The organism is uncultured Parvibaculum sp., assembly GCF_963975745.1.
Lineage (GTDB): Bacteria > Pseudomonadota > Alphaproteobacteria > Parvibaculales > Parvibaculaceae > Parvibaculum.
The window spans coordinates 46,796-67,831 of record NZ_CAXBIB010000008.1 but is presented as its reverse complement, the minus strand read 5'-3'; the positions used below and the strand labels follow the sequence as shown (position 1 = coordinate 67,831).

Annotated in this window: 25 protein-coding genes and 1 tRNA gene; 18 read left to right on the top strand and 8 right to left on the bottom strand. The window is 64.6% G+C overall.

Going from position 1 to position 21,036, the window contains the following annotated elements; all coding sequences use genetic code 11:
- Positions 1-41: 41 nt before the first annotated feature.
- Positions 42-128 (bottom strand) — tRNA-Leu (locus AAC071_RS08220).
- Between the two features lie 197 nt (positions 129-325).
- Between AAC071_RS08220 and AAC071_RS08215 the strand changes: the two genes are divergently transcribed.
- From AAC071_RS08215 to queG, 3 genes are read left to right on the top strand one after another with little or no spacing between them, the layout of a single operon-like run.
- Positions 326-1,333 carry a complex I NDUFA9 subunit family protein gene (locus AAC071_RS08215; RefSeq protein ID WP_339831568.1) on the top strand — a complete coding sequence of 336 codons (1,008 nt, stop codon included), beginning with the start codon at positions 326-328 and terminating at the stop codon, positions 1,331-1,333.
- Between the two features lie 44 nt (positions 1,334-1,377).
- Complete coding sequence (locus AAC071_RS08210; protein ID WP_339831566.1) at positions 1,378-2,058, top strand: glutathione S-transferase family protein; 681 nt, start codon at positions 1,378-1,380, stop codon at positions 2,056-2,058.
- A complete protein-coding gene (queG, locus tag AAC071_RS08205; protein WP_339831564.1) occupies positions 2,039-3,190 on the top strand; it encodes a tRNA epoxyqueuosine(34) reductase QueG in 1,152 nt (383 codons plus the stop codon). Before AAC071_RS08210 ends, queG begins: the two co-directional genes overlap by 20 nt.
- Here the strand turns inward: queG and AAC071_RS08200 are convergent.
- Complete coding sequence (locus AAC071_RS08200; RefSeq protein ID WP_339831563.1) at positions 3,180-3,923, bottom strand: hypothetical protein; 744 nt, start codon at positions 3,921-3,923, stop codon at positions 3,180-3,182. The genes queG and AAC071_RS08200 overlap by 11 nt on opposite strands.
- Positions 3,924-3,967: 44 nt before the next feature.
- Between AAC071_RS08200 and AAC071_RS08195 the strand changes: the two genes are divergently transcribed.
- Together AAC071_RS08195 and AAC071_RS08190 are read left to right on the top strand one after the other, a co-directional pair.
- Positions 3,968-4,858: an SDR family oxidoreductase gene (locus AAC071_RS08195; protein ID WP_339831561.1), complete on the top strand. Its 891-nt coding sequence runs from the start codon at positions 3,968-3,970 to the stop codon at positions 4,856-4,858.
- A gap of 74 nt (positions 4,859-4,932) precedes the next feature.
- Complete coding sequence (locus AAC071_RS08190) at positions 4,933-5,331, top strand: translational machinery protein (protein ID WP_339831560.1); 399 nt, start codon at positions 4,933-4,935, stop codon at positions 5,329-5,331.
- On the opposite strand, the gene AAC071_RS08185 is transcribed toward AAC071_RS08190, so the two are convergent.
- Positions 5,328-6,122: an alpha/beta hydrolase gene (locus AAC071_RS08185; protein ID WP_339831557.1), complete on the bottom strand. Its 795-nt coding sequence runs from the start codon at positions 6,120-6,122 to the stop codon at positions 5,328-5,330. The two genes, AAC071_RS08190 and AAC071_RS08185, sit on opposite strands and share 4 nt — an antisense overlap.
- Before the next feature lie 58 nt (positions 6,123-6,180).
- Here AAC071_RS08185 and AAC071_RS08180 point away from each other — a divergent pair, with 58 nt between their 5' ends.
- The 3 genes from AAC071_RS08180 (at position 6,181) to infC (ending at position 8,406) form a co-directional block, all read left to right on the top strand.
- Positions 6,181-7,356, top strand: a complete 1,176-nt coding sequence (locus tag AAC071_RS08180) for a glycosyltransferase family 4 protein (protein WP_339831555.1) — start codon at positions 6,181-6,183, stop codon at positions 7,354-7,356.
- Positions 7,346-7,696 carry a hypothetical protein gene (locus tag AAC071_RS08175; protein ID WP_339831553.1) on the top strand — a complete coding sequence of 117 codons (351 nt, stop codon included), beginning with the start codon at positions 7,346-7,348 and terminating at the stop codon, positions 7,694-7,696. Before AAC071_RS08180 ends, AAC071_RS08175 begins: the two co-directional genes overlap by 11 nt.
- A 188-nt stretch (positions 7,697-7,884) precedes the next feature.
- A complete protein-coding gene (gene infC / locus AAC071_RS08170; RefSeq protein ID WP_339831551.1) occupies positions 7,885-8,406 on the top strand; it encodes a translation initiation factor IF-3 in 522 nt (173 codons plus the stop codon).
- Positions 8,407-8,460: 54 nt separating this feature from the next.
- On the opposite strand, the gene AAC071_RS08165 is transcribed toward infC, so the two are convergent.
- Positions 8,461-9,414, bottom strand: a complete 954-nt coding sequence (locus tag AAC071_RS08165) for a glycerophosphodiester phosphodiesterase family protein (RefSeq protein WP_339831550.1) — start codon at positions 9,412-9,414, stop codon at positions 8,461-8,463.
- A 316-nt stretch (positions 9,415-9,730) separates the two neighbouring features.
- On the opposite strand from AAC071_RS08165, the gene AAC071_RS08160 reads away from it, so the two are divergent.
- The 3 genes from AAC071_RS08160 to AAC071_RS08150 all read left to right on the top strand — a co-directional run bounded on the left by AAC071_RS08160 (position 9,731) and on the right by AAC071_RS08150 (position 11,825).
- Entirely contained in the window at positions 9,731-9,979 is a 249-nt protein-coding gene (locus AAC071_RS08160) for a hypothetical protein (protein ID WP_339831549.1), read from the top strand.
- Between the two features lie 89 nt (positions 9,980-10,068).
- Positions 10,069-11,301 carry an LLM class flavin-dependent oxidoreductase gene (locus tag AAC071_RS08155; protein WP_339831548.1) on the top strand — a complete coding sequence of 411 codons (1,233 nt, stop codon included), beginning with the start codon at positions 10,069-10,071 and terminating at the stop codon, positions 11,299-11,301.
- A gap of 92 nt (positions 11,302-11,393) precedes the next feature.
- Positions 11,394-11,825 (top strand): MarR family winged helix-turn-helix transcriptional regulator, encoded by a 432-nt coding sequence (locus AAC071_RS08150; RefSeq protein ID WP_339831546.1) that lies wholly within the window; start codon positions 11,394-11,396, stop codon positions 11,823-11,825.
- Here the strand turns inward: AAC071_RS08150 and AAC071_RS08145 are convergent.
- Positions 11,788-13,191: a 4Fe-4S ferredoxin gene (locus AAC071_RS08145; RefSeq protein WP_339831544.1), complete on the bottom strand. Its 1,404-nt coding sequence runs from the start codon at positions 13,189-13,191 to the stop codon at positions 11,788-11,790. The two genes, AAC071_RS08150 and AAC071_RS08145, sit on opposite strands and share 38 nt — an antisense overlap.
- Before the next feature lie 151 nt (positions 13,192-13,342).
- On the opposite strand from AAC071_RS08145, the gene AAC071_RS08140 reads away from it, so the two are divergent.
- Entirely contained in the window at positions 13,343-13,726 is a 384-nt protein-coding gene (locus tag AAC071_RS08140; protein ID WP_339831542.1) for an I78 family peptidase inhibitor, read from the top strand.
- 4 nt (positions 13,727-13,730) lie between these two features.
- On the opposite strand, the gene AAC071_RS08135 is transcribed toward AAC071_RS08140, so the two are convergent.
- From AAC071_RS08135 to AAC071_RS08125, 3 genes are read right to left on the bottom strand one after another with little or no spacing between them, the layout of a single operon-like run.
- The gene (locus AAC071_RS08135; RefSeq protein WP_339831541.1) at positions 13,731-14,258 is read right to left on the bottom strand and encodes a VOC family protein; all 528 of its coding nucleotides are present in this window, start codon (positions 14,256-14,258) and stop codon (positions 13,731-13,733) included.
- Positions 14,259-14,268: 10 nt separating this feature from the next.
- Positions 14,269-14,586: a CcdB family protein gene (locus AAC071_RS08130; protein ID WP_339831539.1), complete on the bottom strand. Its 318-nt coding sequence runs from the start codon at positions 14,584-14,586 to the stop codon at positions 14,269-14,271.
- The gene (locus AAC071_RS08125) at positions 14,586-14,813 is read right to left on the bottom strand and encodes a type II toxin-antitoxin system CcdA family antitoxin (protein ID WP_339831538.1); all 228 of its coding nucleotides are present in this window, start codon (positions 14,811-14,813) and stop codon (positions 14,586-14,588) included. The genes AAC071_RS08130 and AAC071_RS08125 overlap by 1 nt, the downstream gene beginning before the upstream one ends.
- A gap of 229 nt (positions 14,814-15,042) precedes the next feature.
- Here AAC071_RS08125 and rpmI point away from each other — a divergent pair, with 229 nt between their 5' ends.
- From rpmI to AAC071_RS08095, 6 genes are all read left to right on the top strand, one after another.
- On the top strand, positions 15,043-15,243 hold the full coding sequence (gene rpmI / locus AAC071_RS08120; protein ID WP_339831537.1) for a 50S ribosomal protein L35: 201 nt from the start codon (positions 15,043-15,045) through the stop codon (positions 15,241-15,243).
- Positions 15,244-15,276: 33 nt separating this feature from the next.
- Positions 15,277-15,633 (top strand): 50S ribosomal protein L20, encoded by a 357-nt coding sequence (gene rplT / locus AAC071_RS08115; protein WP_304733843.1) that lies wholly within the window; start codon positions 15,277-15,279, stop codon positions 15,631-15,633.
- Positions 15,634-15,833: 200 nt separating this feature from the next.
- Positions 15,834-16,925, top strand: coding sequence for a phenylalanine--tRNA ligase subunit alpha (pheS, locus tag AAC071_RS08110; RefSeq protein ID WP_339831536.1), 1,092 nt, complete (start codon positions 15,834-15,836; stop codon positions 16,923-16,925).
- A complete protein-coding gene (gene pheT, locus AAC071_RS08105) occupies positions 16,922-19,357 on the top strand; it encodes a phenylalanine--tRNA ligase subunit beta (protein WP_339831534.1) in 2,436 nt (811 codons plus the stop codon). The genes pheS and pheT overlap by 4 nt, the downstream gene beginning before the upstream one ends.
- A gap of 32 nt (positions 19,358-19,389) precedes the next feature.
- Positions 19,390-20,196 carry an alpha/beta hydrolase gene (locus AAC071_RS08100; protein ID WP_339831532.1) on the top strand — a complete coding sequence of 269 codons (807 nt, stop codon included), beginning with the start codon at positions 19,390-19,392 and terminating at the stop codon, positions 20,194-20,196.
- A complete protein-coding gene (locus AAC071_RS08095; protein WP_339831530.1) occupies positions 20,196-21,020 on the top strand; it encodes an enoyl-CoA hydratase-related protein in 825 nt (274 codons plus the stop codon). Before AAC071_RS08100 ends, AAC071_RS08095 begins: the two co-directional genes overlap by 1 nt.
- Positions 21,021-21,036 lie beyond the last annotated feature (16 nt).

Below are 21,036 nucleotides of genomic sequence, written 5' to 3'. Positions count from 1 at the left end.
GCGATCCGGTCAGGAAACCGGTTGCCGCCGCCTGAAAGGAATGGTGCCCAGGAGAAGACTCGAACTTCCACGCCCTTGCGAGCGCCAGCACCTGAAGCTGGTGCGTCTACCAATTCCGCCACCTGGGCACTTGCTGCGTTGCTTAAATAGGGGCTCTGACAATGTCAATGGAGGAGACCCGTTGCGGCGTGGCGATCTTGCATCTTTCGCCGCCCGTCCCGCTCTTTGCCGCGCGCCGCCGATGGGTTATCTAGGGAGCGGCCGGCGCGGTGACCGGCCGGCAAGAGGCTTGCCGGGCTGCCGGCAGACGATGTGAGAGGCAAGAATGAGCGCAGACGGGACGGGCGAGACGACCAGCAGGGCGAATCCGGGGCCGGGCGCCACCATCACGGTATTCGGCGGTTCGGGCTTTGTCGGCCGTCATACGGTGCAGGCGCTGGCCCGGCGCGGCTATCGCCTGCGCGTGGCGGTACGCCAGCCCAACAATGCCCAGTTCCTGCGCCCGATGGGCGTGGTCGGTCAGGTCGAGCCGGTGCAGGCCAATATCCGCGACGATGCCTCGGTGGCCGCCGCGGTCGAAGGCGCCGATGCGGTCGTCAATCTGGTCGGCATTCTGCATGAAAGCGGCAAGCAGAAATTCGCCGCCGTGCAGGCCGAAGGCGCCGATCGCGTCGCCCGCGCCGCGGCGGCGGCCGGCATTGCCAGCTTCGTCCAGATGTCGGCCATCGGTGCCGATCCCGACAGCCCCTCCACCTATGCCCGTTCGAAGGCCGAAGGCGAGGCCGCCGTGCGCGCGGTGATTGCGGGTGCCGTCGTGCTGCGGCCCTCGATCGTGTTCGGTCCGGAAGACGACTTCTTCAATCGCTTCGCCGGCATGGCGCGGCTCTCGCCGATCCTGCCGCTGATCGGCGGCGGCGCGACGCGCTTCCAGCCGGTCTATGTCAAGGATGTCGCCGAGGCGGTTGTGCGCGTGCTCGAGCGCGGCGACGCGGCCGGTCGCACCTATGAGCTTGGCGGACCGGAGGTGCTGACCTTCCGTGAACTGATGGAAATCGTGCTGCATGAAACCGGCCGGTCGCGGCTGCTGGTGCCGGTGCCGTTCGCGCTGGCGCGTGTTCAGGCGGCCGTCCTGCAATTGCTGCCCCATCCGCTGCTGACCCTCGACCAGCTGCGCCTTCTCGCGCTCGACAATGTGGCGAGCGATGCGGCGAAGGCCGAGGGCTGCACGCTCGAAGGTCTCGGCATCGCGCCGACGGCACTTGCCGCCGTGCTGCCGACCTATCTCTATCGCTTCCGCCGCACCGGGCAGTTCGAGCGCGCCAACGCAAGCTGAGCCCAGGCTCTCCGCGCAACGCCGAGTGAAGAATAAAAGGACCGATGCGCCAGCTTTATCATCTTCCGATTTCGCCCGCCTGCCGCAAGGTGCGTCTGGTGCTGGCCGAAAAGGGCCTGCCTTTCGAGCTGGTCGAGGAGCGCGACTGGGAGCGGCGGCACGAATTCCTGGCCCTCAATCCGGCCGGCGAAGTGCCGGTGATGGTCGAAGACGAGGGCGAGCCGATCTGCGGCGCGACCGCGATTGCCGAATATCTCGAAGAGACCGCTTCCGACGTCGCGTTGTTGCCGGGAAACCCGCGCGAGCGCGCCGAGACGCGCCGCCTGGTCGACTGGTTCGACCGGAAATTTGCCATGGAGGTCAGCGACGGATTGCTGTTCGAAAAGGTGACGCGGCGGTTTCTGAGCGCAGCGGAAGGCGGCGGGGCGCCGGAGATGCCGGTGGTGCGCGCCGCACTTCACAATCTGCGCTATCACCTCGACTATATCTGCTACCTGATGGAAACGCGCAGCTGGCTGGCCGGCGAGGCGATGACGCTGGCCGATCTGACGGCGGCGGCACATCTGTCCTGTCTTGATTATGTCGGCGACGTGCCCTGGAGCCAGTACCAGGGCGCCAAGGACTGGTATGTCCGCATCAAGTCGCGCCCCGGCTTCCGCCAGATTCTGGCCGACCACATTCCCGGCATGCCGCCGCCCAAGCTCTATGCCAATCTCGACTTCTGACGCCGCGACCGAGCTCGACGGATTGCGTGCCGAACTTTTCCGGCGCGCGAAGGAAGCGGGTTTCGACGATGCCGGGATCGCGCGGGCCGATGCGCGTCCCGATCTGCCGGCGCGCCTGTCGGCCTGGCTCGCGCAAGGGCGCCAGGGCGACATGGGCTGGATGGCGGCGACCGCCGCGCGCCGCGCCGATCCGCTGACACTCTGGCCGGCGGCGAAATCGGTCATCATGCTGGCCATGACCTACGGGCCGGACAGCGACCCGCTCGAACTGCTCGCGCGGCGCGACCGCGCGGCGATCTCGGTCTATGCGCGCAATCGCGACTATCACGACCTCGTCAAGAAACGTCTGAAGATGGTGGCGCGCTGGCTGGCCGAAACCAGCGGCGCGGAGGTGAAGGTCTTTGTCGATACCGCGCCAGTGATGGAAAAGCCGCTGGCTGAGGCCGCCGGTCTCGGCTGGCAGGGCAAGCACACCAATCTGGTCTCGCGCCGGCTCGGTTCGTGGTTCTTTCTCGGGGCGATCTTGACCACGCTCGAATTCGCGCCCGATGCGCGCCACGACGACCGTTGCGGCGACTGCCGCCGCTGTCTCGACATCTGTCCGACAAAGGCGTTTCCGGCGCCCTACCAGCTCGATGCGCGGCGCTGCATTTCCTATCTGACCATCGAGCACAAGGGCCCGATCGCACTCGAATTCCGCAAACCCATGGGCAATCGCATCTATGGCTGCGACGATTGTCTGGCCGTCTGCCCCTGGAACAAGTTCGCGCAATCGGCACGCGAGGCCGCCTTCGTCGCCCGCGACGATCTGCGGGCGCCGCTGCTGGCGGAACTGGCGCGGCTCGACGATGCCGGCTTTCGCGCCCGCTTTTCCGGCTCGCCGGTCAAGCGTATCGGCCGCGACCGCTTCATCCGCAATGTGCTGATCGCCATCGGCAATACAGGCGATGCCGCGCTTGCCGCTATCGTCCGGCCGCTGCTGGCCGACGCCTCGCCGCTGGTGCGCGGCATGGCGGTCTGGGCACTGGCCGAACTGGGCGCAGACGAGGAATTGCGCCAGGGCGCTGCCGCTGCGCTCGAGAGGGAGTCGGATGAAGATGTGCGTGCCGAATGGCGGCGCGTCAGCGGCTGAGATATTGCCGCGCGGCCGCGGCGGCGGGGTGATCCGTGCGTCCGGTGGCGGCCGCATAGTCGAGCGCGCTTTGCCAGTCGGCCCAGGCCGATCGGCGGTCGCCCAGCGCCAGATGCACGCGGCCGCGTTCGACCAGCGCCTCGAGATCATGCGGCCGCGCCTCGACCGCCTTGTTGGCATCGACCAGGGCGGCCTGCGGAAAGCCCAGGACGCGGTTGGCGGCCGCCCGCAGCAGCATCGCCTCGATCAGCCAGGGATCGAGCGCCAGCGCCTCGGCGGCGTCGTCGCGCGTGCCCTCCCAGTCTTCCTCCAGCGCCTGCATCCGCGCCCGCCCGAGCCGGTAGGGCGCCGCGTCGGGCATGCGGGCGATCGCCTGGTCATAGGCGCGCCGCGCCTGTGCCGGCTGGCCGGCCAGCGCCCAGGCATCGCCGGCCTGCGCATAGACCGGCGCGCGGAGTTCGTCGGCCGCCTGCACCATCCGCTCGGCAAGCTCATAGAACACCGGCGCCGCATCGGCCGGCCGTCCCGCCGCGACAAGCGCCAGCGCCTCGCAATGCATCCCGGCGGCTTCGTCCTCGCCGCGGCGAAGCTTGAGCGTTTGCGCCATGTTGAGCGCCGCCTCGGGGTCGCGCTCGGCCAGCGCGGCGCAGCTCTCGTAGGTGGCCTCGGCCCGGGCGGGCGGGGCGGCGAGCAGGGCGGCCAGAAGGAAAATCGGCAGGACAAACGCTTTCATGCGCGCCAGCCTCGTTCAGGCTGTACAATCTGGCAAGTGAAACCATGGACAGGATGGCGATGAACCTGCACCCGCGCCTTTTCAGCTTTGGCTACGGCTTCAGCGCTGCCGCGCTCGGCCGCCGTCTCGCCGCGCGCGGTTTCGCCATTGCGGGGACCTGCCGGCACGAGGAAAAGGCAGCGCGTCTGCGCGCCGAGGGAATCGATTGCTTCATTTTCGGCGACCATCCGTTGGCCGATCCGGCCTCGGCACTTGCCGGCACGACGCATCTGCTGCTGTCGGTGCCGCCGGGCGCGGACGGCGATCCGGTTCTGGCGATGCATGCGGCCGACATCGCCCGCATTGCCCCGCAGCTCGAATGGATGGGCTATCTCTCGACCACCGGCGTCTATGGCGACCGGAGCGGCGGCTGGGTCGACGAAAGCACGCCGCTCGCGCCCGGTACGCGGCGCGGCCGCCGGCGCCTCGAAGCCGAAGCGGCATGGCGCGCCTTCGCCACCCGCACCGGCGCGCCGCTGCACATCTTCCGTCTTGCCGGCATTTACGGACCGGGCCGCAACCCGTTGCGCGGCATCCTCGACGGCACGGCCCGGCGCATCGTCAAGCCGGGACAGGTCTTCTCCCGTATTCATGTCGACGACATCGCGGCCGTGCTCGAGGCCTCGATCGACAGGCCCCGTCCGGGGGCCGCCTATAATGTCTGCGACGACGCACCTGCCCCGCCGCAGGATGTCGTCGCCTATGCGGCCGAACTTCTCGGACGCCCGCCGCCGCCCGAAATTCCCTTCGACAAGGCCGAACTGACGCCGATGGCGCGCAGCTTCTATGCGGATTCGAAGCGGGTCTCGAACCGTCTGATCCGTGACGAACTGGGCGTGACGCTCAAATATCCGACCTATCGCGAAGGGCTGAAGGCGCTTCTGGCATATCCCTGAGCGGAGCCATTGTGCCGCAGGGCGACGGCGCGCGGTCCTGCTATATAGTCAGCCGAACAAGAACGGGAGGCCTTATGCCGCATCATTTCCACGCCGTCGTCTGGATCGACCATCACGAAGCCCGCATCCTCGATTTCAACGCGGATGACGCCCATGCGACGGCGATATCGCCGAAACACTCGACCAGCCGTGGCCACAGCAAGCTCGGCGGACGCGCAAGCTGGCGCGAGTCGGAAGACATGACCTATTTCGACGAAGTGGCGGCGAAGCTCGATGGAATCGGCGAAGTCCTGATCGTCGGCCCGGCCAATGCGAAGCTCGGTTTCCTGAAGCGCCTGCAGGCGAAGCATGCGCCGCTGGCCGAAAAGGTTGTCGGTGTCGAAACGGTCGATCATCCCAGCGATGGTCAGTTGCTGAAATTTGCCCGTGCCTATTTCGAGAAGGCCGACCGCATGCTGCCGCAGATCGACTAGGCTTCGATTTCGGCAAGCAGGGATTCGATCGTCTGTTGCAGCCGCGCGATGTCGGCCGGTGTCGACAGGCGGTGATCGCCTTCCTTGCTCAACCCGATCGTCACATCGGCGCTCGTCAGCGCTTCGACGAGACGCATCGCATGCTGCCATGGCACGTCCGGATCCTTCATGCCCTGCAGGATCCGAACCGGCATGTCGAGAACGATCGGCTTGCCGAGGATCAGATGATTTCGTCCCTCTTCGATCAGACGCATGGTGATTTCGTAGGGTTCCGTGTCGTATTCGGACGGTGCGCGGTAAATGCCGTCGCGTGCGAGCGTCGATTTGATGTCGTCGGAAAAGCCCTCCCACATCAATTCCTGCGTGAAGTCGGGCGCGGGCGCGATCAGGACCAGCCCCTTGACCCGCGCCGGACGTGCCAGCGCCGCGAGCAGCGCCACCCAGCCGCCCATGCTGGAACCGACCAGAATCTGCGGGCCTTGCGCCAGCGTATCGATGGCGGCCAGCGCATCGTCGAGCCAGCGTCCGACGGTTGCCTTGCGAAAGTCGCCGGAGGAGGCGCCATGGGCATAGTAGTCGAAGCGCAGCAGGTGCCGTCCGGCCGCCTGCGCCCAATCGCTGAGGGCGCTCGCCTTGGTGCCGGTCATCTCGGACTTGAAGCCGCCGAGCCAGGTGAGGCCGGTCGGTCCGGCCGGTGTCGCGGGCGCGTCGATCAGGCAGGCCAGCGTTTCGCCCGCGCTGCCGTCATGACCGGGCCGGTCGAGCTTGCGGGCAAGGGAAGCGTCGGTCATTGTCTGTTGTGCCGGCTGTCGTTTCTGCTGCCGTCATACATCCAACAGAGATGTCCGCGTGTCCAACGCTTTTGAAAATATCTGCAATGCCGCGATCCTGCAGCTTGTGCCGGCGCTCGAAACCGGCGGTGCGGAGCGCACGACGGTCGATGTCGCGCGCGCCATTGTCGCGGCGGGTGGTCACGCGCTTGTCGCGAGCCGGGGCGGGCGCATGGTCGCCGAGCTTGAAGCGGCCGGTGCGCGGCATGTCGAAATGGCCGTTCATTCGAAGAACCCGGTTGTGATGGCGCTCAATGTCGAACGGCTGACACGGCTGATCGCGCGCGAAAAGATCGGTCTCGTTCACGCGCGCAGCCGCGCGCCGGCCTGGAGTGCACTGGCCGCAGCGCACCGCGCCGGAATTCCCTTCGTGACAACCTATCACTCGCGTGTGCATGAAAGGCCGCGCCTGAAAGTCTTCTATAATTCGGTGATGACGCGCGGCGATGCGGTGATCGCCAATTCCGAATTCACCGCCGGGCGCATACGTGCCGTTCACGCACCCGATGAGGCGCGCATCTTCACCGTGCCGCGCGGTATCGATATCGAAGGATTGGCGCCGGCCGCCATCGCACTGGGTCGCATCGAGACGCTGCGCAGTCACTGGAATCTCGATGGCGCCGCCGGTGTCATTTTCATTCACCCGGCGCGCCTGACGCGCTGGAAGGGGCAGGCCGTCTCCGTCGAGGCGGCACGTCTGTTGCGGGCCCGCGGCATCGAGGGCTTCACATTGCTGCTGGTCGGCGATGCGCAGGGCCGCGACGAGTATCGGGCGGAACTGGCCCGGGCGATCGCGCGTGACGGCCTGCAGCGACATGTTCGACTTGTCGGCCATTGCGACGACATGGGCGCGGCCTATGCGCTGAGCGACATCGTGCTTTCGCCCTCGATCGAGGCCGAACCCTTCGGACGGACAGCGGTCGAAGCCCAGGCGGCGGCACGTCCGGTGATCGTCAGCGATGCCGGCGGCCAGCGCGAAACCGTGTTGACGGCGGAAGGGGCTGCAACGGGTCTTTGCGTACCGCCGGGCGATGCGGGCGCATTGGCCGATGCCATGGAACAGATGATTGCGTGGGGGCGTGAGGCCCGTGCGGCGATGGGCGCGCGCGGGCAGGCTCATGTGGCGGCGCATTATTCGGTCGCGTCCATGTGCAAGACGACCCTTGGTATCTATGACCGCCTGCTTGGCCGCTGAGCCCATCATTGTCATCTGGTTTGGAGCCGGTGGGTCGGAACGCGCGGCAGCTGTTTTTGCAGCCCTGCGCAAACGTCATGCCGGATCGCGGCTGATCCTGCTGACGACGCGCATGGCCGCAGGTCAGGCCGGCAGGCTTGCCGACGAGGTCTGGACCGACGGCGCTGCGCGGGGCGCCGCCGCTTTTCTGGCGCGCGTCCGCCGTCTTTCATGGGCAAGTCCGGGTGCGGTCTACGATCTGGAGGGCAGTCCGGCGACGCGCGGACTGCGCTTTTGTGTGTGGCCGAGGCCACAATGGCGCCTCGTCGCGCCCGGTCACGAAATCCCGCCACTTTCTTGACTTGCGGGCAGCGGCCGAGAAATCTATAGCTGTCACCTTGGAATGCCCGTCAGTGAACCCGAAGTCGGGTTTCGTCGGGCGGGAGCCCGCAATCCCGCGCAATCTTGCATGGGACCCGGCACCGCTCGAAACGCCATATCCGGCGGCCGGGCCAGATTGAAGGAGAAGAGTTCATAGCTCGCAGACCGATGCAGGCGCCGCCCACACGAGAGGGCCCGCGCATAAACGAAATGATCGATGAACCGACCGTGTTGCTGATCGACGCCGAGGGCGAGAAGCGCGGCGTCATCCCCACCGATGAAGCGATCAGAATGGCCGAAGAGGCCGGACTGGATCTGGTCGAGGTATCGCCGAACGCGAAACCTCCCGTATGCAAGCTTCTCGACTACGGCAAATTCAAGTATCAGGCCCAGAAGAAGGCCAACGAGGCGCGCAAGAAGCAGAAGACCGTCGAGGTCAAGGAAATCAAGATGCGCCCGAACATCGACACGCATGACTATGACGTGAAGATGCGTGCGATCCATCGCTTCTTCGAGGAGGGCGACAAGGTGAAGGTGACCTTGCGCTTCCGCGGCCGCGAAATGGCCCATCAGGAGCTCGGCATGCAGCTCCTGAACAAGGTCAAGGAAGAGCTGGAGGAGATTGCCAAGGTCGAAACCTGGCCCCGTCTCGAAGGCCGTCAGATGATCATGGTGCTGGCGCCGAAATAACGGCTGCCGCCATGCGACGAATGAAGGCCCGGCGGGTGATCCGCCGGGCCTTTTTCATCCGAGCAACGCCTTCAGGCGGTCCGGCCGATCGGTGAGGATCGCTTCGACGCCGAGCGCGGCAAGCCGCTTCATTTCCGCTTCTTCGTCGACGGTCCAGCAGGAAACGGCAAGGCCGAGTTCGGCCGCGAGCGCCGCCGTTTCGACCGTGACGTCGCCATGCCAGGCAAACCAGCCATCGGCGGGGCCCGATGCGATGGCGCGCAGCATGCGTTCCGGGAAATGCGTCCCTTGTTGTCTGTGCCAGTCGAAACCGGCCGTCCATGGCGCCCCGGCAGCTGATGCCCGGCGAATGGCCTCATCCTCCGATCCAGGTTTGTCCCGCGCCGCCGAGGGGTCGGCCGGATCGAGCTGAAAGAAGGGCAGGGTCGTGAAGGCGTTGCAGATGTCGGGCGCGGTTTCCCTGGCCCGCTTGAGCGCCCGCCAGTCGAAGGAGACGAAGGTGACGGTTTCGGACAGACCCTGCGCGCGCGTCAGCGCCACGGCCGCGTCGGCCAGGGCGGCCGGGTCGGCCGATTGCGTGAGGTCGAGCAGGGCCGTCTTGAGTTCGACATAGAGGCGGAAGCCGGGTTTCGCTGTGCGCCGGACAAGCGCATAGACATCGGCAAGAAGCGGAATGCGCGCCCCGTCGAAGGATGTCTGTTCGGGATAGCGTGACGAATAGCCCGCACCGGGCCGCAGCCGCCCGACATCATAGATGCGAAGTTGCGCGAGGGTCAGATCCTTGAGCAACGGCGTCGGACGCTGCAGCCATTGCTTATCGGCGCCGCGCGCAATGGCAGGTTTCAGGCTTTCGTCGTGATGCACAACCAGCTGGCCGTCGCGACTGAGATGGACGTCGAGCTCGATGCCGTCGGCGCCCATCGCAATGGCCCGTTCGAAGGCTTCCATCGTATTTTCGGGCCAGAGGCCCGCGCCGCCGCGATGGGCGATCTGTAGCGGTGTCGTCATACCGGTTCCCTCACGAACGCCGGATCATGGCCAGGCCGGCCTGTAGTCTCCGGGCGCCAATATGACGGTTTCCGGCCGGCCGCGTCAAAATGGGCCATGGTGTCGGGCCGGAAAGCCACCCGCTGTATTATTGATGTTATCCAATTGAGTTAAGCACTGACGTTGCGGTCCTGAGTGGCTGTATTATCTGGCGTGTCACCAGGAAGAGTGATCGCGCGGGTCGGACGTTGCGCCGGCCGCGCGGCAGAACGCGACAATGCCGAAGGCGGGCGCCTGGCGGTGTTTGTGCGGCGGCGACAGCCAGGCGGGTGATGACATGCCGATTGCCTCGATATGGCGCCGCATTCGACGGCGGCGCGTGCGGCGTTCCTTCTACGAGACGCAGGACGTGATGCGCCGCGCAGTGGAGATGGCGGCGCTGGAGGAGGAATTGCGCATGCTCGACGATGAGCGGCTGCGCCAGCGCCTCGATGACGAAGCCGATGCCGCGCGCCGCCGCGCGGTGCAGCGGGAATGCATGCGCCGGCGGACCTCTGGCCATTCCCCTGCGTCAGGTGCGCCATAGGGGCCGATCGGTGCCAGCTCCCTTTGCATTCCGGCCGTCCCATCGCCGATACTCTCTCCAACAAGAAACCGGAACAGGGGAGGGACGTGATGAAGTTCGGCGTGTTTTATGAATTGCAGTTGCCGAAGCCATGGAACGAGGGCGACGAGGCGCGGCTCTTCCACGAGGCACTGGAGCAGATCGTGCTGGCCGACCGGCTGGGCTTCGATCACGCATGGGAAGTCGAACATCACTTTCTTGACGAATATTCGCATTCCTCGGCGCCGGAAGTCTTTCTCGCCGCTGCCGCGTCGGTCACGAAGAATATCCGACTCGGGCACGGCATCCGGCAGGTGATCCCCAACTACAATCATCCCGCCCGCACGGCCGAAGGTCTCTCCACGCTCGACATCATGTCGAATGGCCGGGTCGAGTTCGGAATCGGCGAGGGCGCAACGCGGCTCGAGCTCGGCGGCTTCAATATTCCGGCCAAGGAAAAGCGCGCCATGGCCATTGAGGCCGGCGAGCAGATCGCCAACATGATGGTTCTCGATCCCTATCCGGGCTTCGAGGGCAAGTACTTCTCGATGCCCTGCCGCAACGTGTTGCCGAAACCGGTGCAGCGCCCGCATCCGCCGATGTGGATGGCCTGCACCAATCGCGACACGATCAGGGTCGCGGCTTCGCTGGGCGTCGGCGCGCTGGCCTTTTCCTTCCTCGATCCGGAGGAAGCGCATCACTGGTCGGAAATCTATTACGGCATCATCAAGTCGGAGGAATGCCGGCCGATCGGTCACAGCGTCAACGCCAACATCGCCATGGTCTCGAACTTCTCGCTGCATCAGGACCGCGCCGAGGCGATCCGCCGCGGCCATGAAGGCTTCGAATTCTTCGGCTATGCGCTGAATGCGCTGGTCGCACACGACACGGTGCCGGGCCGCACCGATATGTGGGGCGACTACATCAAGGCACGCGGCAACCGCACGCAGGAGATCATCGATGCCGGCAAGCGCGCCGATGCGATCGCCACCGGCATCGGCACGCCGGACGACATGCGGGCGCATCTCAGAGCCTTCCAGAATGCCGGCGTCGACCAGGTGATCTTCATGCAACAGGCCGGCCGCAACAAGCATGCGCATATCTGCGAGTCGCTGGAGCTCTTCGCCGCCGAGGTGATGCCCGAGTTCAAGGCGGAGCTTGCCGAACGCGAGGCTAAGAAGCGGCAGGACCTGGCGCCCTATATCGAGGCGGCGCTGATGCGGAAGAACTGGATGAAGCCGCTCGAAGACCACGAAATCCCGGTCGTTGAGGCATCGGTGAAGAAGGCGCAGGTCAATCAGTAGAAGCCTCTGATCGGTATCGATGGCCCACCGCGCCCGCAATTGCGCGTTGGGCCATGATTTGGTATTGTGTATATACATTTTTGGGTTTCGACATGACTGCAGCAACAGAAGCGGATGTTCGTGAGAACTGCGCGGCCCTGCGCGTGCGCATGGCGGCACGCAAGCTGACGCGCCTCTACGACAAGGCGCTGCGTCCGGTCGGTCTCAAGATCACGCAATTCACCTTGCTGATCGCCGTCGAAGAGGGTCGGATGACATCGCTCTCGGCGCTGGCCGATCTGCTTGCGCTGGAGCGATCGAGCCTGGTGCGCAACGTCAGGCTGCTTGAGGAGGCCGGTCTGATCGAGTCCGTGCCGACCGGTGAGGGGCGCTCGCTTGGCCTGAAGCTGACGCGTGCCGGCCGCCGCAAGCTCACCGAAGCGCTGCCGCTCTGGAACAAGGCGCAGACAAGTATCGAAAAAAGTCTCGGCAGCAACTGGCCGGACGTCAGGAAGTCGCTGCATCTCCTGATTGCACGGACGTGAGTCTCGCGGCCGCCCGATAGATCGGGAAACAGTTGCGGATCGCCTGCGCCGTCGCGATGTCGCCCGTCAGCGTCGCGCCGTGCGTCGCCATGGCGTCGGCAACCGAAACACCATCCCTGAAAATCGTCTGCAGCGTCTGCCAGTCGAGCATCAACGATGCGTCGGAAACCTCGGGCGCCTTGAAGTCGATCTCGATGCGCGAAGCATGAACGCGCAGGGTTGCGGTCAGCGGTCCGCGGTCGGAGATGATCAGCGCCAGGATCGCGTCGAGCCCGCGTGCCTTGCGGCGCTGGAAGGTGAGTGTCAGGCCGAACAGGAAGCTGAAGGGATCATCCGAGGAAATGCTGTAATCAACGACTTTGATCTGCTTGGTCTTGAGGCGCCTCGGAATGCTTTCTTCGGCGTCCGATCCCTTCAGCACATAGACCGTTTCGGGCTTTGCCAGGAGGGGGTCGAGAGTGCGCTTGCGATAGTCGATACGATCCTCGATGAAGGGGCCGAGCACGTCGGAGCCGGCCGGACAGACGCTTAGACAATAGGCGGCCTTGTATCCGGGCTTGAAGGAAAGGCTCTGCCACATCGAGACGCTTTCGCCCGGCGTCACGCGCTTGTCGTAGTCGTCGGCGTCCTCGGCGTCGACGACCTGATGCACCCAGTCGACAAAGCCGCCCATGAATTCGCGGTAGTTGTGCGTGTAGCAGGCCGAGAAATTGAACGTGCCGTCCATCCCGATCGCCTCGACCGGGCAGGCAGCAACGCAGAGCTTGCAGTCGAGGCAGGGTGCATAGTCGAGCGGTTTGGACGGCATGTCGATCGCGCGGTCGATGACGATGGTGCCGAGCAGGACGAAGCTGCCGAAACGCGGATGGATCACGTTTCGGTGCAGGCCCATCTTGCCGAGGCCGGCGGCTTCGGCGATCGGCTTGTGCGAAATGACACGCATGCCGGCGGGATAAGCCTGCGCCTCCATCGGAAAGGCGGCGGCGGGATTGACGGCGCCGATACCCATTTCTTCGAGCCGGCGCACGGCCCGGCGTGCGACCTGGTTCACATCGTCATAGGTCTGATGAAATTCCTCGTTTGCGACCGAGCGGACGGATGTGCGCACCGTGTCGCGGTTCATGCGGCAGACAAACGCGACCAGCGATCTGGCGCCGGGCAACAATGCTTCGATCCATGCCGATTGCGGGCCGATCGACGGATCGTCCGCCGCCACGAAGCCGCAATCGTCGGCGCCGCATTCCATCATCAGATCGCGCAGGAAGTGCGCCGATAGCGTCTCGGACTCCGCTGCCGCGCTGGGGGCTGCACGATAACGTGCTACGTCGGGATGCTCGGCTTGGTCGGTCGTGAGATCATGTGCCATGGGGTTCGTCCATTTAGTGTAGATACATAGTGTAAATACACTAAAGAAATTGGTCAAGAAGGGAGAAGATCGCTGAAAAGACCGTTGCGGTGGCAGCCCTGCTCCGGCCATGCTGGCGGTCCCGGGGATGGGGCGAAGGGAGATCATTCACATGAGACATATGTCGGCTGCGCTGGCGTTGTCCTGCCTGCTTCTGGTCGCGGCTTGCGACCAGAAGGAAGAGGAAACGGCAGCGGGAGAGGACGCGACTGCGGGTATCGTGACTTCGGATGTGATCGATGACGGGAATCCGGCAGGCGACGAGATGCAGACCGAGTTCCAGAGGGCCGAGGCCGGTTGCCGCGCCGCAGCCGAGGCGCTTGCTATCTGGGTTGCGCGGCCCTGGGCCGATGCGAAGGAGACGGTGACCGGCGGCAATGTGGCGACGATCCGCATCATCCGTCCTGGCGACATGGTGACCAAGGACTACCGCACTGACCGTCTGAACGTCGAACTCGACGACAACGATGTCGTGACACGCGTCTATTGCGGCTGAGCGGTCACTTGACGGGGCGGATCGGGTCCGTCCCGTCCCAGTTCTCGGCGGCACGGCGAATATGAGCGAAGAACCTGCCCTTCGCCCCGCTGATATCCGACATCTCGATCACCGTGCCGGGATGCGTCTCGGTGTCGAAATAGACGAAACGCCCCTGCTCGCCGCCGATCTGTCCTTCGTGGCCGACCTTGTGGCCGGCGGCCAACGCCCGGTCGTAATCTGCCTGATAGTTGGTCGTCCAGTAGGACATGTGTTGCAGGCCTTCATGGCCCGCGTTCAGGAAATCGAGATACATCGACGGCGCGTCGTTGCGTTGCTGGATCAGCTCGATCTGCAGATCGCCTGTATTGGCCAGCGCAATGCTCATCTCGACCGGCGAAGGCTTGCCCCGATAGGTGAACCAGTCGCATTGGACACGGTCGATATAGAAAAACGGGCCGATGCCGAGAACTTCGGTCCAGTGTTTCAGCGCGGCCTCGATGTCGCGCACCACATAACCGTTCTGGCAGACTTTTCCGAAAAAGCGGCTCATTGAAAATCCTCTAGATGCCGGTTACGAGAAAATCGACCGCGGCGATGATCTCGTAGCGCTGTGCTTCCGCATTTTCGACGGGCGATCCTGCGAGCAAATGTTTCGGTAGCGCCGCCATTTGCTGGACGAGCAATACATGCGGCTCGCCGGCAATGTCGACGACCGGATTGAGGCGTGGCACGGCGCCCCGATAGTGCTGCGCAGGGACGAAGGGCGCGACCAGCCGGGTATTGAGGTCGCTCAGCAGATCGGTCTGCAACTCGATGACATAGGGCAGGACGCTGCGCGTTCGCGGCTCGGGATTGGCGTGAATGTCGAAAGCCGCCATCAGAAGGACCGGAAGTCTTCGCCGAAGATTCCGTTTTCCTCGGTGAAGCGGTTATAGGCTTCGATGGCGGACTTGTTTTCCTCCCGCCAGCGCCGCTCCTCTCTTTCCCGGACGCTTCGGGAAAGAGCTTCTTCGAGAACTGACGAGAGGTTGACCTTCGCAGCCTTCGCCTTGGCGAGGAGCTCCGCGTCGACCGAGAGATTGACCGCTTTCTTTGGCATGCGCATAGTCTATGCGCATAAGTAATGCGCATCAAGCCTGAGCATGATCGCGGAGGGCCGCATCCGCTTGACCTGCCGCCTTTTTCCCTTATAAATCCGCGCCTTCGGGGCGGTCCGGCCTGTAGGGCATGCCGTGGCCGTCCGAAATGCCATGACCCGAACCCGCCAAAATCCGGAATTCCTCAAAGAATTCAAGGTCTTCAAGGTGGGTTCCTTTGACGATACGGAGAGCGAAATGCCCAAATTGAAGACCAAGAGCGGGACCAAGAAGCGCTTCAAGCTCACCGCTTCAGGCAAGGTCAAGCGCGGTCAGACCGGCAAGCGTCACGGAATGATCAAGCGGACCAACAAGCAGATCCGGAACAAGCGCGGGACGACCATCATGGCGGATGCCGATGCCGCCCGCGTCATCAAGAGTTTCATGCCTTACGCGTGAACCCGGAATTGTCCCTGAAAAGGAGCTGAACACATGTCGCGCGTCAAACGGGGCGTTACCGCACACGCCCGCCACCGCAAGATCATCAAGAAGGCGAAGGGCTATTACGGCCGCCGCAAGAACACCTTCCGTACCGCCAACCAGGCGGTCGAGAAGGCCGGTCAATATGCCTATCGCGACCGCCGCACCAGGAAGCGCAACTTCCGCGCCCTCTGGATCCAGCGCATCAATGCTGGCGTTCGCGAGCACGGCCTGACCTATTCGCGATTTATCGACGGCCTCGCCAAGGCTGGCATCGAGGTGGACCGCAAGGTTCTCTCCGATCTCGCCATCCATGAGCCCGAGGCCTTCAAGGCTCTGGTCACGCAGGCTCAGGCCGCGCTCAACTGACGAGCGCGGGCTGACGCCGGAGACAGGAGCCGGTCACCCGTCCGGGGTATGCGTCTGGCGCATGCCGCTTTCCGGGGGGTGAGGCGGACCGCCGGTCGAACTTTCGCTCGCACGCCGTTTCCCTCATGTCGCCCGGAGCCGCCCGCAAAGTCAGCGCGGCGCCGGGACGATTGAGCGATATGATGTGAGCGGATGAAGCCATGACCGACAAAGCCGAACTCGAAAAGCTCGAAGCGGAATTCGCGACCGCCATCGCCGATGCGATGGATGCCGACACGCTCGACGCGGTGCGCGTCGCGGCGCTTGGCAAGAAGGGGCGGGTCTCGGAGTTGATGAAGGGCCTCGGCGCGATGTCGCCGGATGAGCGCAAGGAAATGGGGCCGGCCCTGAACGGTCTCAAGGACCGGCTGACCGAGGCGCTCGCTGTCCGCAAGCAGGCGCTGCACGAGGCGGGACTCGAAGCGCGGCTTGCCGGCGAACGCATCGACGTGACGCTGCCCGCCCGCGAAAGCCCGCTCGAGGCTGGCCGTATTCATCCCCTGAGCCAGGTCTGGGACGAAGTCATCGCGATCTTCGCCGATATGGGCTTTGCGGTCGAGCAGGGTCCCGATATCGAAACCGATCACTATAATTTCGGCGCACTGAACTTCCCCGACGGTCATCCGGCGCGCGAAATGCACGATACTTTCTATTTCGAGCCCAGGGCTGACGGCTCGCGCATGCTGCTGCGCACGCATACGAGTCCGGTTCAGGTGCGCACCATGGAAGCCGGCAAGCCGCCCTTCCGCTTCATCTGCCCCGGTCGCACCTATCGCTGCGACAGCGACCAGACGCACACGCCTCAATTCCACCAGATCGAAGGCCTCGTCGTCGACGAGGCGACGCATATGGGGCACCTCAAATGGACGCTCGAGGAATTCCTGCGCGCCTTCTTCGAAGTTGAAGGTGTGGAGTTGCGCATGCGTCCCTCCTTCTTCCCCTTCACCGAGCCGTCGATGGAAGTCGATGTGCGCTGCGCACGCCTCGGCAATGAAATCCGCATCGGCGAGGGCGACGACTGGCTCGAAATTCTCGGCTGCGGCATGGTGCATCCGAATGTGCTGCGCTCGTCCGGCATCGATCCGGAGAAATATCAGGGCTTCGCCTTCGGCATGGGGCTCGACCGGATCGCGATGCTGAAATACGGCATCCCGGATCTGCGCGCCTTTTTCGAAGCTGACCTGCGCTGGCTCCGGCATTATGGCTTTGCCGCGCTAGACGTGCCGACGCTGGCGGGAGGGCTCTCGTCGTGAAATTCACCCTCTCCTGGCTGAAACAGCCGCTCGAAACCGATGCAACGCTCGATGAGATCACCGAGCGCCTGACCATGCTCGGCCTTGAGGTCGAGGGTGTGGAAGACCCGGCGAAGAAACTCGCCGTGTTCTCGGTCGCGAAGGTGCTGGAGGCAAAACCGCATCCCGATGCCGACAAACTGCAGGTGCTGAAAGTCGAGGCGCTGGTCGAGGGCGAGGTGAAGCAGTTGCAGGTCGTCTGCGGCGCGCCGAATGCCCGTGCCGGCCTCACCGGCGTCTTCGCGCCGCCCGGTGCGACGATCCCGGCAAGCGGCATGGTGTTGAAGCCGACCAAAATCCGCGGCGTCGAATCGAACGGCATGATGTGTTCGGAGCGCGAGCTTGAACTTTCCGACGATCACGTTGGTATCATCGATCTCGAAGGCGACTGGAAGGTCGGCACGCCGGCGGCCGAAGTGCTCGGCCGCAGCGATCCGGTCATCGAAATCGCCATCACGCCGAACCGCCCCGACTGCCTCGGTGTCTATGGCATCGCGCGCGATCTCGCCGCCGCCGGTCTTGGTCGCTTGCGCGAAGGGTCGTTTCCGCCGGTCGAAGGAAAGTTCGAAAGCCCTGTCGGCATCAAACTCGAATTCCCCGCAGGCGCCGAAAACGCTTGTCCCGTCTTCGCCGGACGCCTGATCCGTGGTGTCAGGAACGGCCCGTCGCCCGACTGGCTGCAGAACTGGCTGAAGGCGGTGGGTCTGCGCCCCATCAACGCGCTGGTCGATATCACCAACTTCATTTCGCTCGATCGCGGCCGCCCGCTGCATGTCTATGACGCGGCGAAGCTGAAGGGCGATATCCGCGCCCGTCTCGGCCGGAATGGTGAGAAACTTCTGGCGCTGGACGGCAAGGAATACGATGTCGGACCGGATATGTGCGTCATCGCCGACGACGAGAGCGTGCTCGGTTTCGGCGGCGTGATGGGCGGCGAAACATCCGGCTCTACGACAGCGACGACGGATGTCTTCGTCGAAAGCGCCTACTTCGACCCTTACCGCACCGCGCGCACCGGCCGCGATACCGGCATCGTCTCGGATGCGCGCTACCGCTTCGAGCGCGGCGTCGATCCCGAATTCGTCCTGCCCGGTCTCGAACTCGCGACGAAGATGATCCTCGAAATCTGTGGCGGCGAACCGTCGAAGCTGGTGGTGGCAGGCAAGGTGCCGGACACGTCGAAGACCATCGCCTTCGATTCCGCGCGCATCGAAAAGCTGACCGGACTTTCGCTACCCGTCTCGGAAGTGACGCGCATCCTGACAGCGCTCGGCTTCGATGTGAAGGAAGAGGCGGGGAACCTGTCAGTCTCCGTGCCTTCGTGGCGTCCCGACATCGACGGGCAAGCAGATCTCGTCGAGGAGATCGTTCGCGTACATGGATTGAACAATGTGAAGTCGGTTGCGTTGCCGCGCCTTCATGCGGTCGCAAAGCCGGTGCTTTCGGTGCGGCAGAAACGTGAGGGTCTGGCGCGGCGCGCGCTGGCGGCACGCGGACTTGTCGAGGCCGTCACCTGGTCCTTCGTTCCCGAGGCGCATGCCGAACTTTTCGGCGGCGGCAATGCCGTGCCGGGCCTGAAGCTTGTCAATCCGATTTCGGCCGACATGAGCCATATGCGCCCGAGCCTGCTTGCCGGACTGATCGCGGCAGCGGGCCGCAACATGGCGCGTGGGCACGCGGACGTGGCGCTGTTCGAAGTCGGCCAGCAATTCGAGAGCGACGAGCCCTCCGGTCAGTTGCTGGCGGCAAGCGGTATCCGCCGCGGCACGGCGCGGCCACTCGGAAGCGGCCGCCACTGGCTGGGCAAGAGCGGTCCGGTCGAGGCGATGGACGCCAAGGCCGATGCGGCGGCATTGTTGTTGCTGCTCGGTGCGCCGCTCGCCAATCTGCAGGTCAGCGCCGACGCGCCATCCTGGTATCATCCCGGCCGCTCCGGCGTTTTCAGGCTCGGGCCGAAGAATGTACTGGGCTATTTTGGCGAACTGCATCCGCGCATTCTCGACGCGATGGATGTGGCGGGGCCGATGGTCGCCTTCGAGGTGTTCCCGCATGCGATACCCGACCCGAAGCGCAAACCGACGCGCGCCAGGCCACCGCTCGAACTTTCCGACCTGCAGCCGCTCCGCCGCGACTTCGCCTTTGTTGTCGATGACGGCGTCCCGGCCGAGCAGTTGATCCGCGCCGCGCGCGGTGTCGACAAGAAGCTGATCGTCGATGTCTCGCTGTTCGACGTCTTCGAGGGTGGCGCGCTCGGCGAGGGCAAAAAGTCGCTCGCAATCGAAGTGACGCTTCAGCCGGTCGAGAAGACGCTGACGGATGAGGAAATCGACGCGGTGTCGAAGCGCATCGTGACGGCGGTCGAAAAGGCGACGGGCGGCACGCTGCGAAGCTGATCCATCTGAGGAAACGGTTCGGGGAGGAGCGGGTGAAGTTCGAGCCATACGAAATCGGCAGACTCGACAAGGACGGCGCGAATATCCGCCTGTGCGGCCGCATCGGCGGTCCGGCATCGGGTCCGCACATCGTCATGCTCGCATCGCTCGGCCGCCCCGGTTCGGATTTTGACGAAATAGCACGCGCGCTGGCGGAGGCGGGCAGTTGCGTCACCCTGCCGGAGCCGCGCGGGATCGGCGGCAGCAGCGGACCGATGGACGGGCTGACGCTGCACGATCTCGCCGAGGATGTCGCCGCCGTCATCGAAACGCAGGCCCATGCGCCTGTCACGCTTGTCGGGCATGCGTTTGGTAATCGGTTGGCGCGAACGACGGCGGCGGATCACGCACCGCTCGTTTCCCGGCTTGTGCTGCTCGCCTGCGGCGGACTGATCGAAATTCCCGAAGCGGCGTTGAAGGCGCTTGTCGGCTGTTTCGATGAAGATCTGTCGCCGGAGGAGCATATCGAATGCGTGCGCTACGGCTTCTTCGCGAAGGGCAACGATCCGGAAGTCTGGCGCGACGGCTGGCATCGCGATGTGATGCTGATGCAATCCTCGGCTGTGCGCCGCACGCCGGTCGAGGACTGGTGGGAAGCCGGCGGCCAGCCGATGCTTGTCGTGCAGGCGCTCGAAGACGCGATTGCACTGCCCGCCAACGCGCATGATCTGAAGGCGCGGCTCGGCGCACGTGTGACGCTGGTCGAGCTGCCCGATGCCGGTCATGCGATGCTACCGGAACAACCGGAGAAAATCGTCTTGGCGGTCCGGATGTTTGTCGAGGGCGGGGAGCAGGACTGATGGAACTGAAGACGATCCGCTACGAAATCGCCGATGGCATCGCAACCGTCACACTGTCGCGCCCGAAACGCCGCAATGCCTGGACGGGCCGCATGCACACCGAATATCGCTGGGTGCTGGCCGAGGCCGACCGCGACCCGAAGGTGCGTGTGATCGTGGTCACCGGCGATCCCGAAGGAAAGGCCTTCTGCGCCGGCGCCGACATGGCCGCCCTCGAAGGTCATTCGGAAAAGGGCCGCTACGACAGCGGCACCACGGACGACATCGCAAGGCCGGGCTTCGGTGTCGCGCCGGAGTTTGACGCAACTTTCGCCTATCATTTCGGCCTGACGAAGCCGGTGATCGCCGCCATCAACGGTGCGGCGGCAGGCGTCGGCCTGGTGCTGGCGGCTTTCGCCGATCTGCGCTTCTGCGTGCCCGGCGCGAAATTCACGGCTGCCCATGGGCGGTTCAACTTCCCGGCGGAATTCGGCCTTTCATGGGTGCTGCCCCGGATCGTGGGGCTGACCCATGCCAACGACATTCTGCTGTCGAGCCGTGTCTTCACCGCGGAAGAGGCGATGGAAATGGGGTTCCTGAACAAGCTGCTGCCGCCCGCCGAGCTGATGCCGCAGGTGATGGCCTATGCCCGCGCCATGGCAGACGGCGTGTCGCCGGGCTCGTTGCGGGAGACCAAGCGCCAGATCTATATGGACCTCCACCGGGACGCGGCCGGCGCTGTCGTGGCCGCCGAGCGGCTGCTGGAAGAGATGATCCGGCACCCCGACTACAAGGAAGGGGTCAAGGCTTGGATGGAGAAGCGCCGGGCTGAGTGGCAGGGCTAATTGGCTTAATCGCTCG